Annotated in this window: 15 protein-coding genes; 12 read left to right on the forward strand and 3 right to left on the reverse strand. The window is 68.9% G+C overall.

Annotated features, from left to right (window positions below):
- Nucleotides 1-13 precede the first annotated feature (13 nt).
- Entirely contained in the window at nucleotides 14-529 is a 516-nt protein-coding gene (locus AC5P9C_RS11385; RefSeq protein WP_049465248.1) for a cytochrome c oxidase assembly factor Coa1 family protein, read from the forward strand.
- A 251-nt stretch (nucleotides 530-780) separates the two neighbouring features.
- On the forward strand, nucleotides 781-2,580 hold the full coding sequence (locus tag AC5P9C_RS11390; protein ID WP_088476065.1) for a DUF885 domain-containing protein: 1,800 nt from the start codon (nucleotides 781-783) through the stop codon (nucleotides 2,578-2,580).
- A gap of 202 nt (nucleotides 2,581-2,782) precedes the next feature.
- Here AC5P9C_RS11390 and AC5P9C_RS11395 read toward each other — a convergent pair whose 3' ends face one another.
- A complete protein-coding gene (locus AC5P9C_RS11395; RefSeq protein ID WP_005420187.1) occupies nucleotides 2,783-3,241 on the reverse strand; it encodes a hypothetical protein in 459 nt (152 codons plus the stop codon).
- Between the two features lie 184 nt (nucleotides 3,242-3,425).
- Between AC5P9C_RS11395 and AC5P9C_RS11400 the strand changes: the two genes are divergently transcribed.
- The 4 genes from AC5P9C_RS11400 to AC5P9C_RS11415 all read left to right on the forward strand — a co-directional run bounded on the left by AC5P9C_RS11400 (nucleotide 3,426) and on the right by AC5P9C_RS11415 (nucleotide 6,025).
- A complete protein-coding gene (locus tag AC5P9C_RS11400) occupies nucleotides 3,426-3,674 on the forward strand; it encodes a hypothetical protein (protein ID WP_006475755.1) in 249 nt (82 codons plus the stop codon).
- 122 nt (nucleotides 3,675-3,796) lie between these two features.
- On the forward strand, nucleotides 3,797-4,714 hold the full coding sequence (locus AC5P9C_RS11405) for a bestrophin family protein (RefSeq protein WP_049459544.1): 918 nt from the start codon (nucleotides 3,797-3,799) through the stop codon (nucleotides 4,712-4,714).
- Between the two features lie 19 nt (nucleotides 4,715-4,733).
- Nucleotides 4,734-5,723: a porphobilinogen synthase gene (gene hemB / locus AC5P9C_RS11410; RefSeq protein WP_049459543.1), complete on the forward strand. Its 990-nt coding sequence runs from the start codon at nucleotides 4,734-4,736 to the stop codon at nucleotides 5,721-5,723.
- A gap of 32 nt (nucleotides 5,724-5,755) precedes the next feature.
- On the forward strand, nucleotides 5,756-6,025 hold the full coding sequence (locus AC5P9C_RS11415; RefSeq protein WP_049465253.1) for a hypothetical protein: 270 nt from the start codon (nucleotides 5,756-5,758) through the stop codon (nucleotides 6,023-6,025).
- 82 nt (nucleotides 6,026-6,107) lie between these two features.
- Here AC5P9C_RS11415 and AC5P9C_RS11420 read toward each other — a convergent pair whose 3' ends face one another.
- Complete coding sequence (locus AC5P9C_RS11420; RefSeq protein ID WP_116896451.1) at nucleotides 6,108-6,971, reverse strand: TolB-like translocation protein; 864 nt, start codon at nucleotides 6,969-6,971, stop codon at nucleotides 6,108-6,110.
- Nucleotides 6,972-7,019: 48 nt separating this feature from the next.
- Between AC5P9C_RS11420 and aroE the strand changes: the two genes are divergently transcribed.
- From aroE to dinG, 3 genes are all read left to right on the forward strand, one after another.
- Nucleotides 7,020-7,865 (forward strand): shikimate dehydrogenase, encoded by an 846-nt coding sequence (aroE, locus tag AC5P9C_RS11425; protein WP_049465255.1) that lies wholly within the window; start codon nucleotides 7,020-7,022, stop codon nucleotides 7,863-7,865.
- 3 nt (nucleotides 7,866-7,868) lie between these two features.
- Complete coding sequence (locus AC5P9C_RS11430; RefSeq protein WP_074725706.1) at nucleotides 7,869-8,222, forward strand: hypothetical protein; 354 nt, start codon at nucleotides 7,869-7,871, stop codon at nucleotides 8,220-8,222.
- 167 nt (nucleotides 8,223-8,389) lie between these two features.
- Nucleotides 8,390-10,492: an ATP-dependent DNA helicase DinG gene (gene dinG / locus AC5P9C_RS11435; RefSeq protein ID WP_049465259.1), complete on the forward strand. Its 2,103-nt coding sequence runs from the start codon at nucleotides 8,390-8,392 to the stop codon at nucleotides 10,490-10,492.
- A 130-nt stretch (nucleotides 10,493-10,622) separates the two neighbouring features.
- On the opposite strand, the gene ilvD is transcribed toward dinG, so the two are convergent.
- Entirely contained in the window at nucleotides 10,623-12,461 is a 1,839-nt protein-coding gene (ilvD, locus tag AC5P9C_RS11440) for a dihydroxy-acid dehydratase (RefSeq protein ID WP_164688528.1), read from the reverse strand.
- A 390-nt stretch (nucleotides 12,462-12,851) separates the two neighbouring features.
- Here ilvD and AC5P9C_RS11445 point away from each other — a divergent pair, with 390 nt between their 5' ends.
- Genes AC5P9C_RS11445 through AC5P9C_RS11455 form a run of 3 tightly spaced genes read left to right on the forward strand, consistent with a single transcriptional unit; the run spans nucleotide 12,852 to nucleotide 15,257 of the window.
- The gene (locus AC5P9C_RS11445; RefSeq protein ID WP_049465264.1) at nucleotides 12,852-13,424 is read left to right on the forward strand and encodes a DUF1190 domain-containing protein; all 573 of its coding nucleotides are present in this window, start codon (nucleotides 12,852-12,854) and stop codon (nucleotides 13,422-13,424) included.
- Between the two features lie 7 nt (nucleotides 13,425-13,431).
- Entirely contained in the window at nucleotides 13,432-14,610 is a 1,179-nt protein-coding gene (locus tag AC5P9C_RS11450) for a glutathionylspermidine synthase family protein (protein ID WP_057493955.1), read from the forward strand.
- Nucleotides 14,610-15,257 (forward strand): hypothetical protein, encoded by a 648-nt coding sequence (locus AC5P9C_RS11455; protein WP_074725708.1) that lies wholly within the window; start codon nucleotides 14,610-14,612, stop codon nucleotides 15,255-15,257. Before AC5P9C_RS11450 ends, AC5P9C_RS11455 begins: the two co-directional genes overlap by 1 nt.
- Nucleotides 15,258-15,267: the final 10 nt, after the last annotated feature.

Here is a 15,267-nt window from a genome sequence, read left to right on the forward strand (position 1 = left end):
AAGGAGCCCGCCGATGACACTGCCGCCGCCGATTCCCACCCACGGCCCGAAGCCCGCCGGCTGGTGGTCCCGCCACTGGCGCTGGGCGATGCCCGTGGCCGTGCTGCTGGTGCTGGGCGGGGCCGGTGGCACGGTGGCCTGGAGCGTGCTGCGCTGGAGCGAGGCGGCACGCGAGAGCCCACCGATGCGCGAAGCGCTGCGTCGCGCCGGCTGCAGCATCGAACTGGTGGAGGCCTTCGGCGAGCCGCTGCGTGCCGAATCGATGCCGCTGGGCAGCATGCAGACCGCGATCAACGGCCAGCGTGACGTCGGCCTGACCGTGGCCCTGGAAGGGCCCCGCGCGCACGGCCGGCTGTTCGTGAAGGGCACCCGCAGTGACGACGTGTGGGACTACCCGGTGATGTACGTGCTGGGCGAGGACAGGCAGACCTTCGACCTGACCGCGCTGGACGACGATGAGGCCGCGCAGGAATGCGAACTGCAGGCCTGCCGCGAGCGCGGCGAATGCCCGCCGACGGCTGCGATGTGACCTCCACGGGCAGGCAACTGCGGGACGTCGACGGGGTAGAGTCGACCGGGTAGAGTCGACTGTCAGTCGACTGCTCTTCGATCAGATAGCGAAACCCCCGCGCTGCGCGCGATAGTCGACTGACAGTCGACTCTACGCCGGCGGGCTTCCGCGGAGCCCCGGCTGCACAACCAGCCCGCCATGACTTCCCGCCGATTGTCGCCACCGCGCTGAGCGCGTAGGGTGCGGGCAACCCTGTCCTGGAGTGCACCATGAAGCCGATTGCGTTGGCCGTTGCCCTGGCCCTGACCGCTGCACCGCTGCTGTCCGCACCGCCGGCGCTGGCCGCACCCGCCGCCAAGGCCGCCACGCCGGCCAGCCCGGCCTGGGTGGCCCGCAGCAATGCGCTGGCGCAGATCCTGCTCGATGCACAGGGCCCGTTCCAGCCGGAAGAAACCGGCTTCTTCGGCGTGCCCGGCTACGACGACAAGGTCGCCGACCTCGGCCCCGACAACGGCAAGCGCTACCGTGCCGCGATGGCCAAGGCCCGCGAGGAGCTGAAGGCGAAGCTGGCCACCGAGAAGGATCCCAACGTCCGCCAGGACCTGGAGATCATGATCCATGCCGCCAACCAGAACATCGAAGGCAGCGAGCTCAACGAGAAGTACCTGCTGCCGTGGAGCGATGCGCCGCAGACGGTGTTCAGCGGCCTCAACCTGCTGCTGTCCGACCAGGTGCCGGCCGAGCGCCGTGCCAAGGCGCTTGACCGCCTCAAGGCCTATGCCGGCCTGCAGCCGGGCGGCACCGCGTTCACCACGCTGGCCCGCCAGCGCTACGAAGAGCGTTTGAAGGACAGCAGCCTGCTGCAGCCGACGAAGATCGAAGTGCAGCAGTCGCTGGACAACGTCGAGACCTACATCACCGGCATCGAGTCGCTGCTGAAGAAGTACCAGATCGCCGGCGCTGACGAGGCGATGAAAACCCTGGCCGGGCAGATGAAGGACTACGCCGCCTGGACCCGCAAGGAAGTGCTGCCGAAGGCACGCACCGATGCGCGCCTGCCGGCGCCGCTGTACGCCTACCAGCTCAAGCAGGTCGGCATCGACATCGATCCGAAGCTGCTGATGCAGCGCGCGCAGCTGGAGTTCATGGAAACCCGCTCGGCGATGCAGCAGCTGGCGCCGCTGGTGGTGAAGGACAAGGGCCTGAAGGTGGCCGATCCCAGCGATCCGGTGGCGGTGATCCGCGCGCTGAAGGCCGACAAGATCGCCGACGACCATCTGGAAGGCCACTACCGCAAGGTGATCGACGCGATCGATCCGCTGATCCGCGAGCACGCCATCGTCGACGTGCCCAAACGCGCCATGCAGATGCGCCTGGGTTCGGCCGCCGAGAGCGCGGCCAGCCCGGCACCGCACTTCCTGCCGGCGCCCCTGGTCAACAACACCGGGCAGCAGGGCACCTTCGTGCTGCCGCTGGGCAATCCGGCGGCGGGCCCGGGCGCGCAGTACGACGACTTCAACTTCGGTGCGGCGGCGTGGACGCTGAGCGCGCATGAAGGCCGCCCCGGCCACGAGCTGCAGTTCACCGCGATGGTCGAGCGTGGCGTGTCGCTGGCACGCACCATGTTCGCGTTCAATTCGGTGAACGTGGAAGGCTGGGCGCTGTATGCCGAGGCCGAGATGGTGCCCTACGAACCGCTGGACGGGCAGATGATCGCCCTGCAGTTCCGCCTGCTGCGCGCCGCGCGCGCAATGCTCGACCCGATGCTCAACCTGGGCCTGACCGACCGCGCCAACGGCGAGCGCGTGCTGATGGAGCAGGTCGGCCTGTCCAAGGCGATGGCCACCCAGGAACTGGACCGCTACATGGTGCGCATGCCGGGCCAGGCCGGCAGCTACTTCTACGGTTACACCCGCATCCTGGAGCTGCGCATGCAGACCGAGCTGGCACTGGGTGCGAAGTTCGATCGCCTCGCGTTCAACAACTTCCTGCTCGACCAGGGCCTGCTGCCGCCGGACCAGCTGGCCGACGCGGTGAACAAGGTGTTCGTGCCGAAGTACAAGCGCTGAACCCCTCCGGTAGTGCCGGCCGCTGGCCGGCATTCCCTTGGCGTAGAGAGGATTCCTGAGGTTGCCGGCCAGCGGCCGGCATTCCCTTGGCGTAGAGAGGATTCCTGAGGTTGCCGGCCAGCGGCCGGCATTCCCCTGGCGTAGAGAGGATTCCCGAGGTTGCCGGCCAGCGGCCGGCACTACCCGCGGTGAGGCTGCCGCGTCACCGCTGCGGCGTGATCACCTGCGTCGGCAACCGCGCCGGCGGTTCCGGGTTGGGTACCCAGATCGCCACGCCGGCGGCGCGCTTCTGCGTGGTCGGAATACCAATGCCAACGCCGCCACCCACGTGCGAGCCGAACGTGCCGGCGCCCACCGACATGCCCACCGGCGAGCCGCTGCTGCCCACGCCCATCAGCACCACCCCATTGGCGCCCAGTGCTGCGGCTTCACGCTTGAGGCGCGCCACTGCAGCGTCGGTCTGGCCCTGCGTGCCGAAGCCCACGGCAGACGCCGATTCCAGCTGCGCGATTTCCTGGGAGCCGGCCGGTGGCGTGGAATAGATCTGGACCAGTGCCGGGTCGATCGGCGCGCGGGCGCGGCCCAGCATGACCTTGGAGGTGCTGGCACAACCGGCGGCGACCAGCAGGATGGCCGCCAACGCGGCCCAACGGATGTTCATGGCACGACCCCTGTAGGACTGGTTGCGATCATCGGCGGGCTACTCTGAATCGGTGCCAACCCCCCGGCCAGGGCAGCCACGGCCGCACGCTATCACGGTGCGGGTGACAGCCCCGCCAAGGGCAGTAGGCGGCGGCAGCGGGAACGACTATGGTGGGGACAGGAACCAACGACGGGAGAGCGGAATGGGTGTGATCAGTCTGTTGTGGGGCGTGCTGGCGCTGCTGTGGATGATCCTGGCGCTGATTCCGCTGCTCGGCTGGGGCAACTGGTTCCTGATCCCGTTCGCCGCCGTCGGTGCGGTGATCGCCGCGCTGGGCATCCTGTTCACCCACCCCAGCAAGCGCGGCCGGGCCTGGGCCGGGCTGGTGCTGAACGGCATCGTGGTGGTGGTCGGCATCCTGCGCCTGGGCCTGGGGGGCGGCGTGATCTGACCCCGGCGCCGGGTGCGACAGGGCGTCGCAGGTGCACGGCTGCCGGCCGGGCAGGGGCGTACAATGAGCGGCTGCGCGAGCCCCCCGCGTGCCTGTGAATCCGCGCCCGGCGCGGCTGCCCGATGATCATCCGACCCCGTCCCCACGGCTGGCAACTGCTGTACATCCTGCGCGGCTCGATCGTCAAAGCGATCGCGCCGAAGGTGCTGGCCATCCTGATCCTGTCCATCGCCGTGGCTGCGGTGGTGGAGCTGGCCCCGCCGACCGGCATCGAGCGCGTGTCGGTCACGCCGTTCACCCTGCTCGGCCTGGTCCTGTCGATCTTCCTCAGCTTCCGCAACAGCGCCTGCTACGAGCGCTGGTGGGAAGGCCGCAAGCTGTGGGGCCAGCTGGTCTACGAATCGCGTTCGCTGGCCCGCCAGGTGAACCTGCTGCTGGCCGATGACCCCGGCCGCCGCCGTCGCATCGCCTATCTCACCACTGCGTTCGCCCATGCGCTGGCCGCACGCCTGCGTGGGCGCATCGTGGCCCTGGCCGCCTTGCCATGGCTGGACAAGCCGCAGCGCGAGCAGCTGGGCCAGCGCGAGAACGTGCCCGATGCCCTGCTGTCGATGATCGCGGCCGAGCTGGCCCAGGCGCTGCGCGCCGGCGAGCTTGATCCGATCCTCTACACCCAGCTGGAGGAGCGGCTGCACGCCATGTCGTCGATCCAGGCCGGCTGCGAGCGCATCCTCACCACGCCGCTGCCGTTCGCCTACACCCTGCTGCTGCATCGCTGCGCGTGGATGTTCTGCGTGCTGCTGCCGTTCGGCCTGGCCAGTTCGCTGGGCTGGGGCACGCCGGTGCTGTCGGCGGTGCTGGCCTATGCCTTCTTCGGCCTGGACCAGCTGGGCGAGGAAATGGAAGACCCGTTCGGCCTGGAGCCGAACGACCTGCCGCTGGACGCGCTGGTGCGCACGATCGAGATCGACCAGCTCGACGCGCTCGGCGAACGCCCATTGCCCGAACCCCTGCTGCCGCAGGGCTACCTGTTGCAATAGCCACTCTTCGGAGCCTGCCATGTCCCATCCGCTTTACCGCCCGCGCCGCATGCGCCACGACGAGTTCTCGCGTCGCCTGATGCGCGAGAACACGCTGACCACCGATGACCTGATCTACCCGGTGTTCGTGCACGAACTGGCGGGCCGCACCGCAGTGCCGTCGATGCCGGGCGTGGAGCGGCTGTCGATCGAAGAGCTGCTGAAGGTGGCCGAAGAGGCGCTGGAGCTGGGCATTCCGGTGATCGACCTGTTCCCGGTGATCGACCCGTCGCTGAAGTCGCTGGACGCATCGGCGGCGTGGGCCGAGGATGGCCTGGCGCAGCGTGCGATCCGCGCGCTGAAGTCGCGCTTCCCGGAACTGGGAGTGATGACCGACGTGGCGCTGGACCCGTACACCACCCACGGCCAGGACGGCATCATCGACGACAAGGGCTACGTGCTCAACGACATCACGGTCGAAGCGCTGGTCAAGCAGTCGGTGTCGCACGCCGAGGCCGGCGTCGACATCGTCTCGCCGTCGGACATGATGGACGGCCGCATCGGCGCGATCCGCCGTGCGCTGGATGCCGAGAACCACATCAACGTGCGCATCATGGCCTACTCGGCCAAGTACGCCTCGGCGTTCTACGGCCCGTTCCGTGATGCGGTGGGCAGCGCGGCCAGCCTCGGCAAGGCCGACAAGAAGACCTACCAGATGGACCCGGCCAACGGCGACGAGGCCCTGCGCGAGATCGCGCTGGACCTGGAAGAGGGCGCCGACATGGTGATGGTCAAGCCGGGCATGCCCTACCTGGACCTGGTGCGCCGGGTGAAGGAGACCTTCGGCGTGCCGACCTTCGCTTATCAGGTCAGTGGCGAGTACGCGATGATGAAGGCCGCCTTCGCCAACGGCTGGCTGGACGAGCGTGCCTGCGTGCTGGAGTCGCTGCTGGGCTTCAAGCGGGCCGGTGCCGACGGCGTACTGACCTATTTCGCGCCGCAGGTGGCGCGATGGCTGCGCGAGCGCTGACAATAGCGCCACGATAGACGGAGGACTGCGCGATGGGACCCGAACTGGGATGGATGCAATGGCTGATCTGGGGCACCGGTACGCTGGTGTTCGGCGCCATCATCGTCGGTGTCTTCATCGCCGCGTGGCGGGCCGGCAAGCGCCCGCCGGAACAGCTCTCCGCTGCCCGCCGCGTGGCCCGTGAGCAGGCGCTGCCGGACAGCGTGCAGGCCGAGCTGGCCGCGTTGAACCAGCGCAAGGACAACGGCCAGCTGAGTGAGCTGGAGTACGAGCAGCAGCGCGCCAAGGTGTTGTCGCGCTGACGGGCAATGCCCGGGGTCGGATCCCTTTCCGCAGGAAAGGGCTCTGACCCCTTCGCGGGCGCCATCCACGCGCGGCGTGGATCTACCGCACGCACCCGGCCACCGCCGCCACCTTCGGCACCGCCAACCGGTACACGTCCACGCCACCGGCACGCGGGGCCTTCGCCGCGCTGCTGGCCACCAGCATCTCCGCCGGCTTGGCGTTGTCGATCACCGGCGCGCCGGTCCAGCCGCCGGCCTGGTTGAACGACAGCCCCAGCGGCTGCAGCGCCGCGCCGCTCCACGCGCAGCCGCTGCTCCACACCTGCGCGGTTGCACCGCTGCCGCGGCTGAACACCACGGCACCATCCTGGCCCAGCCAGTCGCCGTCGGTTTCATCGTCGGCGCTGTTCAATGCGCTCAGCGCGCTGGCCGGGCCGCGCCTGCCGTTCGCATCCAGCGGCGCCACGAACAGATCCCAGCCAGCGCCGCGGCCCTGCTGGCGGGCAAACAGCAGCTGCTTGCCGTCCACGCTCAGCGCCGGCCCGCGCTCTTCCCGGCGCCCGCCGTCACCGGCCAGCGGCTGCGCAGGGCCCAGCTGGCCGTCGGCGGCCAACGCGGCGCGGTACAGCGCCAGCGCGCCCTCGCGACCGGCCGCGAACAGCAGCCAGCGGCCGTCACGGCTGAAGTAGGGATCGCGGGCTTCACTGGCCACGCCTACCGGCAGTGCCTGTGCCTGCTGCCAGCGACCGTCCACCACGCGTGCCTGCCACAGGCCCCAGCCGGCCTCGCCGCGGCGGGCGAAGACGATGCGCTGGCCATCGGCACTGATCGTGGCGCGGCCCTCGTCGGCGCGGGTCGAGACCACGCCCATGCCTTCGATGCCGTACTCGTTCAACGCCATCGCCACGGGGGCAGAGAGTAGACTGGCGGCGAGCACCAGCAGGGGCGGGGTGATGCGCATCATCCAGATCCGTGCATGAAAGAGCATCAGTCTAGCCAGCTTGAGGATTCCATGACCGACCGTTACGCCGTCTTCGGACACCCCGTTGCCCACTCGAAGTCGCCGCAGATCCACGCGACGTTCGGTCGCCAGGAAGGCATCGCCATCGACTACCGTGCGATCGACCTGGCGCCGGATGCCTTCCTGGCCGGGCTGGACGCCTTCGCCGCCGAGGGCGGTGTCGGCGCCAACGTCACCCTGCCACACAAGGAAGCCGCGTTCTCGGTGTGCACCACGCTGACCGCACGGGCGCGCCGCGCCGGCTCGGTCAACACGCTGCTGCGCAAGGGCGACCGCTGGCATGGGGACACCACCGATGGCATCGGCCTGGTGCGCGACCTGACCGACCGCCATGGCCTGGACCTGCGTGGCCGCCGCGTGCTGATGATCGGTGCCGGTGGCTCGGCGCGCAGCGTTGCACCGGCGCTGCTGGATGCCGGCATCACCGAACTGGTGGTGGTGAACCGCACGCCGGAGCGCGCCGATGAGCTGATCGACGCGATGGGCGAGCCGGGCCGCGCGATCAGCCGCTACTGGGAAGACCTGCGCGAGCTGGGCGACTTCGAACTGATCGTCAATGCCACCTCGGCTGGCCGCGACCGCGACGTCGAGTTCAAGCTGCCGCTGTCGCTGGTCAATTCGATGACCACCGCCGTCGACCTGAACTACGGCGAGGCGGCCATCGCTTTCCTGGCCTGGGCCCGTGCGGCGAACTGCCGCAATACCGTGGATGGCCTGGGCATGCTGGTCGAGCAGGCGGCCGAGAGCTTCCTGCAGTGGCACGGCGTGCGCCCGCAGACCGACGAGGTCTACCAGTCGCTGCGCCAGGGCTCGGCCGTGCTGGCCGGCGAGGACTGATCGATGGACAGCACGACGTTGATGGTGACCGTGCTGAGCATGGTCGGCGTGCGTCTGCCGGTGCTGATCGCGCTGTGCATCGGCCTGGTCTGGGTGGTCGGCGCGCCGCGCGATGCCACCCGCACCGGTGCCCTGGTCGGCCTGCTGCTGTTGCTGCTGTCCAGCCTGGGCGGCCTGGCGGCGGGCATGCTGCCGATGTGGCTGGTCAGCAGTGGTAATTTCGGCGCCGTGTCGGGCATGGGTGCCATCCTCGGCGTGCTGCATTTCGCACTGGCCATGGTCGAGGCCATCGGCGTGGTGCTGCTGGTGTGGGCGCTGGTGCGCCTGCTGCGTAGCCGTCCCGCCCCGGTCGCCTGAGCGCTGGCGCCGGGCCACGCCCGGCGTGTTTCGCCCCTGTGCGGCGCGGGCTTCGGACCGTGCGCGCCGGCGGGCGTCGTCGCTGGCTCGTTCAGGGTGCCGGCAACAGTGAACGCGGCCGGCCATGCGACAATGACCGGCCTGATCCAGCCACGGTAACTCCCGGCGTGACCGAAACCGTCGCCGCTCCGCGCACGCTCGATGACCCCTTGAAGGACGCGATCCGCAAGGCGTACACGACGCTGCAGGCCAATACGCCCGGCTTCTCCACCCGTCGCTCGCAGAGCCAGATGATCGGCGTGGTGTCGCGCGCGCTGTCGAAGAGCGGTGGCGTTGGCGTGGTCGAGGCGCCCACCGGCGTCGGCAAGAGCCTGGGTTACCTCACCGCGGGCGTGCCGATTGCGCTGGCCACCAAGAAGAAGCTGGTGATCAGCACCGGCACCGTGGCGCTGCAATCGCAGCTGGTCGAGCGCGATATTCCCAATTTCCTCAAGGCCACCGGCCTGGAAGCGACCGTGGCGCTGGCCAAGGGACGCACCCGCTACCTGTGCACGCGCAATGCCGCCGAGGCGCAGGGCGAGGGCTCGCAGGGCGGCATGTTCGAGGACGACGCGCCACTGTTCGACCGGCCGCTGGCGCCGATCGAGATGGACATCGCCAAGCGCCTGACCGACGCTTTCACCAGCGGCAGCTGGGATGGCGATATCGACAATGCGCCGGAGACCATCAGCCCCGGCCTGCGCAGCCGCATCACCACGCCGGCCTCGGGCTGCGCCGGGCGCCGCTGTGCCTACTCGGCGCAGTGCGCGGTGCTGCGCTCGCGCAACACGGTGCGCGATGCGCAGATCGTGGTCACCAACCATGCGCTACTGCTGTCGGCGCTGTCGATCGGTGACAGTGACAACGGCCAGCCGTTGATCGCCCCGCCGTCGGACATGCTGCTGGTGCTGGACGAGGGCCATCACATCGGCAACGTGGCGATCGATCAGGGCGCGGCCAGCCTGGCGCTGGACGAGATGGCCAAGCGTACCGGCCGCCTGCAGATCCTGATCGCCGGCGCCTACCGCGCGGTCGACAAGGACCGCCTCGGCAACCTGCTGCCGAACGAAGCGATCGAAGTCGCCAGCAACGTTGCCAAGCAGCTGCGCGCGTTCCGTGACCACGTCGAGCGGGTGTGGATGCCGGCGCCGGCGGACGAAGAGCCGATGTGGCGCGCGGCCAACGGGCGCCTGCCCGAGGCTTGGCGCGAGCCGATCGAGGCGCTGGCCGACGATACCCGCAGCCTCTACAACTGGGCGCATGCGGCCACCGCGCAGGTAGCCAAGGGCAAGCCGGACGATGCCGCGCGCGAGCGCCTGCAGCGCAACCTGGGCATGGCGCTGGAGATGATCGAGCAGCAGTACAACCTGTGGCAGGCCTGGCGCCGCGAGGACAAGGATGGCGCGCCGCCGATGGCGCGCTGGGTCACCGCCACCCGCGATGGCGACCTGGTGCTGCACGGCTCGCCGGTGTCGGCCGCGCACGTGCTGCGCAAGCTGCTGTGGGATGAAGTGGACTCGGTGGTGATGACCTCGGCGACGTTGACCGGTGGTGGCGATTTCCAGTCGCTGGCGATCGACAACGGCATCCCCGAAGACGCCGAGATGGTCTCGCTGTCCTCGCCGTTCGACCTGCCCAACCAGGCCGAGCTGATCGTGCCGAAATTTCCGGTCACGCCGGACGACCGCGAGGGCCATCCGCGCGAAGTGGCGCGCTATCTCGACACCGAGCTGGACTGGGCCAAGGGCTCGATGGTGCTGTTCACTTCGCGCTGGAAGATGGAGAAGGTGGCCGGCCTGATGCCGGCCGCGCGCCGCAAGCAGGTGCTGGTGCAGGGCGAGATGTCCAAGACCCGGCTGATCGAGGAACACCTGCGACGTGTCGAGGCAGGCGAGGGTTCGGTGCTGTTCGGCCTGAACTCGTTCGGCGAGGGCCTCGACCTGCCCGGCGAAGCCTGCACCACGGTAGTGATCACCCAGGTGCCGTTCGCGGTGCCGACCGATCCGCAGACCGCTACCCTCAGTGAATGGTTCGAGGGGCGTGGGCTGAATGCCTTCAACCTGATCGCCATTCCGCATGCGTTGCGCACGCTGACCCAGTTCGCCGGCCGCCTGATCCGCACCTCCACCGACACCGGCCGCGTGGTGATCCTCGACTCGCGGCTGCTGACCCGCCGCTACGGCAAGCGCATCATCGACGCGCTGCCACCGTTCAAGCGCGTGATCGGCTAACCGGTAGTGTCGGCCGCTGGCCGTCGAAAAGGGGACGGAGGGGATTAAGTCGTTTTAGGCACAAACGACTTAATCCCCTCCGTCCCCTTTTTCCAGATGCCGGCCAGCGGCCGGCACTACCGGATCGGCATCAATCGCCGAGCAGGGCGGTGTTGCGTACGGCGCCCTTGTCGGCGCTGGTGGCCAGCAGGGCGTAGGCCTTCAACGCGCTGGTGACCTTGCGTGGGCGCGGCGCGCGCGGCTTCCAGCCGCGTGCATCGGCATGGGCGCGGCGCTGGGCCAGCGTGGCCTCATCCAGCAGCAGGTCGATGCGGCGGGCCGGGATGTCGATGCGGATGCGGTCGCCGTCTTCCACCAGGCCGATCGTGCCGCCGCTGGCGGCTTCCGGCGAGACGTGGCCGATCGACAGGCCCGAGGTGCCACCGGAGAAACGGCCATCGGTGAGCAGCGCGCACTGCTTGCCCAGCCCCTTCGATTTCAGGTAGCTGGTCGGGTACAGCATCTCCTGCATGCCGGGGCCGCCCTTGGGGCCTTCGTAGCGGATCACCACCACCTCGCCCGGCTGCACCTCGTCGGCGAGGATGCCGGCGACGGCGGCGTCCTGGCTTTCATAGACGCGCGCGGGGCCTTCGAACACGTGGATCGATTCGTCCACGCCGGCGGTTTTCACCACGCAGCCATCCACGGCCAGGTTGCCGCGCAGCACGGCGAGGCCACCTTCCAGCGAATACGCATGCTGCAGCGAACGGATGCAGCCCTCGGCACGGTCCACGTCCAGCGTCGGCCAGCGCGTGGCCTGGCTGAAAGCTTCCTGGGTGGGAATGCCGGCCGGGCCGGCCTTGAAGAAGGTATGCAGGGTGTCGTTGTCACTGCGCACCACGTCCCAGCGTTCCAGTGCGTCGGCCAGGCTGGCGCTGTGCACGGTCGGCACCGTGGTATCGAGCAGGCCGGCACGGTCCAGCTCGCCGAGGATGCCGAACACACCACCGGCGCGGTGCACGTCTTCGATGTGGTACTTGGGTGTGTTCGGCGCCACCTTGCACAGCTGCGGCACGCGCCGCGACAGCGCGTCGATGTGGGTCAGGTCGAAGTCGACCTCCGCCTCCTGCGCAGCGGCCAGCAGGTGCAGGATGGTGTTGGTGGAACCGCCCATGGCGATATCCAGGGTCATTGCATTGGCGAACGCGGCCTGGATGGCGATGCCACGCGGCAGTGCCGTCGGATCCTCGCCGCCATACCAGCGGTGGCAGAGTTCGACGATCAGGCGGCCGGCGCGGCGGAACAGCGCTTCGCGGTCGGCGTGGGTGGCCAGCGTGGTGCCGTTGCCCGGCAGCGACAGGCCCAGCGCTTCGGTCAGGCAGTTCATCGAGTTGGCGGTGAACATGCCCGAGCAGGAACCGCAGGTGGGGCAGGCGCTGCGCTCGAACGCGGCCACCTTCTCGTCGGAGGCGCTGTCATCGGCGGCCACCACCATCGCATCGACCAGGTCCAGCTTGTGCTCGGACAGCTTGGTCTTGCCCGCTTCCATCGGCCCGCCGGAGACGAACACCACCGGGATGTTCAGGCGCAGCGCGGCCATCAGCATGCCGGGGGTGATCTTGTCGCAGTTGCTGATGCACACCAGCGCGTCGGCGCAGTGCGCGTTCACCATGTACTCCACGGCGTCGGCGATGATCTCGCGGCTGGGCAGCGAATACAGCATGCCGTCGTGGCCCATCGCGATGCCGTCGTCCACGGCGATGGTGTTGAATTCCTTGGCGACGCCGCCGACCTGTTCGATCTCGCGCGCGACCAGCTGGCCGAGGTCCTTCAGGTGCACGTGTCCGGGCACGAACTGGGTGAAGGAGTTGGCGATGGCGATGATCGGCTTGTGGAAGTCGCCGTCCTTCATGCCGGTGGCACGCCACAGGGCGCGGGCGCCGGCCATGTTGCGGCCGGCGGTGGAGGTACGGGAACGGTATTCGGGCATGGCGGGCGGAACGGGCGAGCCGTACGACGTGGGGATCGCCCGATCATGGCCAATTTTTTCGGTTGCTGCTGCAACCACCGGAGGTGGTCCGGCCGGGCTGCGCCCGGCACCCGCGGTAGTGCCGGCCGCTGGCCGGCAACCTCAACAGCAACAGCGGGGCTATCCGTGGGATGGCAGGGTGGGTCCGGCTGCGGGGGACGGCGCTCTGCGTTGCTCTTGGCAGGTGTCGACCCTGGTCGATCCTGGTCGACACGGTAGATCCACGCCATGCGTGGATGATGGAGAGCGACGAAAATGAAAGGCCGTTCATCTTTCGCACTTTGCCGATTCCGGTTGCTGGCCTGGATTTGGCATCATTGGGGCATTGATCCGTCGACAGGGCATGAGGCCATGAAACGTTCCCGCACCACCGCGCTGCTGCTGATGAGCGCCGCGCCGCTGCTGTTCACCGCCTGCCAGAAGGAGCCGGAGGTGAAGGTGCAGGAAGGCCTGTATACCTCGGTGGAGGCCTGCACCGAGGCTACCGGCGATCCCTCGTCGTGCCGCAACGCCTTCGCCGAAGCGCAGAAGCAGGCCGCCGATGCGGCGCCGAAGTACGCCAGCAAGGAAGCCTGCGAGAAGGACTACAAGCCGGAGCAGTGCGTGCAGCAGCACACCTCGGCAGGCACGTCGTTCATCGGCCCGATGATGATGGGCTTCTTCATGTCGCAGATGCTGAGCAACCGCGGCGGCCTGGCGCCGCAGGCACCGGCGTCGGCGCCGGCCTACCAGGACAGGAATGCGGGTTGGGCGCGCCCGGCACCGGGTGGCACCGGTGGCTTGAACACCGCCAGCGGCATCGGCGCCGGCAAGGCCGGCCTGGCGCCGGTCACCAGCGAACCGAACCGTGCGGTCACTGCCAGCCGTGGTGGCTTCGGCAACACCAGCGCACGCCGCAGCAGCAGCGGCAGCTACGGCGGCTGATCGACCCATGCAGCGCATCCGGATTGCCGAGCGTGCCCAGTGGCGGGCGCGCGCGGAAGAGGCGGGTTTCCGCTTCCATACCATCGACGGCCAGCCGTACTGGGATGAACGCGCGTATTACGCGTTCACCCTGCGCCAGATCGAGCAGGACATCGAAGATCCCAGCGCCGAGCTGCACCAGATGGCGCTGGACCTGGTCGGGGATGTCATCGGCAGCGAGCGCCTGATGGACCAGCTGGCGATTCCGTCGAACTACCGCGACTGGATCGCCGACAGCTGGCGCCAGCGCCAGCCGCACCTCTATGGGCGCCTGGACCTGGCCTACGATGGTACCGGCCCGGCCAAGCTGTACGAACTGAACTACGACACGCCGACCTCGCTGTTCGAGGCCAGCTTCTTCCAGTGGCAGTGGCTGGAAGACCAGCGCAATGCCGGTCGCCTGCCGCAGCACGCCGACCAGTTCAACGCGATCCACGAAGCGCTGGTCGAGCGTTTCGGCGAACTCGCCGCGCAGCTGCCGCCGCCGCTGTACTTCAGCGCGGTCGGCAGTTCGGAGGAGGACCGTGGCACGGTCGAGTACCTGCGTGACTGCGCATCCCAGGCCGGCCTGCATGGCCAGGCCATCGCCATCGAGGACATCGGCCTGTCCGAGGACGGCCGCTTCACCGCGCTGGATGATTCGGTGATCGGCACGCTGTTCAAGCTGTACCCGCTGGAAGACCTGATGGCCGAACAGTTCGGTCGCGCGCTGCCCGGCTCGGGCGTGCAGCTGCTGGAACCGGCGTGGAAGGCGGTGCTGAGCAACAAGGGCATCCTGCCGTTGCTGTGGCAGCGCAACGTCGGCCATCCGAACCTGCTGGAAGCGCATTTCGACGATGGCAGCACGCTGGCCTCGGGCTGGGTGCGCAAGCCGCTGTTCTCGCGCGAAGGCGCCAACATCGAGATGCACCTGGCCGATGGCAGCACCCAGCGCAGCGACGGTCCCTACGATGGCCCGGCGATCATCCAGCGCGCCCATCCGCTGACCCGCTTCGAAGGCGGCTACCCGCTGATCGGCAGCTGGGTGATCGGTGACCACGCCTGCGGCATCGGCATCCGCGAGGACGACAGCGCGATCACCCGCGACAGTGCGCGCTTCGTGCCGCACGCGATCGTCGACGAGGCGCCGACGCGGATCTACGTCTGATGACGGTGCGGCGCTGGCCTGGCCGGCATGGGCGTGCCACGCCCGTGCCGGGTCGGCATTTCGATGACGGGCGCAGCCTGCAGGCCTTCGCGGACCGCGTCGCCGTCTGCTGCCATCGCTGTGACACTCCCGGTTGGGTGATCGCCCGCTGGGAACCGTATCGGTGGACCGCGCGTTTCCGCTGCACCGGTTGCAGTTCTGCGCTGGACAGCGGCGACTGGGTGGGGGCGGTCTGCATGCTGGGCCGCCAGCCCTGTGGATTCTGTGGGCATCAGTGGCTGCATGTGTGCCGGCGGATTCCCGCTGGCATGCCTGCGCCTGCATCGTTCCCCGCCCGATGCGCGCAGTGCGACCGCAGCACCGAGGTCACCGTCTCGACGCGCCCCCTGCGTGACGCGGAGCCGGCCGATCCGCATTTCGGGCTGCCGCTGCGACTGGTCGAATCGACCCGCGCGGGCCTGTTGTGGGCTTACAACGCCGAACATCTGCAGGCACTGCACGAATACGCGAGCGCGACGCTGCGCGAGGGCCGCGGCCATCATCGATCCATGTTCTCGCGCCTGCCGCAGTGGATGAAGCTGGCCCGCAACCGGGTGCTGCTGCAGCGCGCGGTGGCGCGGTTGCAGCGGCGGTTGTTGCAGGGGTAGGTAACGCCGG

The organism is Stenotrophomonas sp. YJH_SMC_10 (assembly GCF_059371555.1).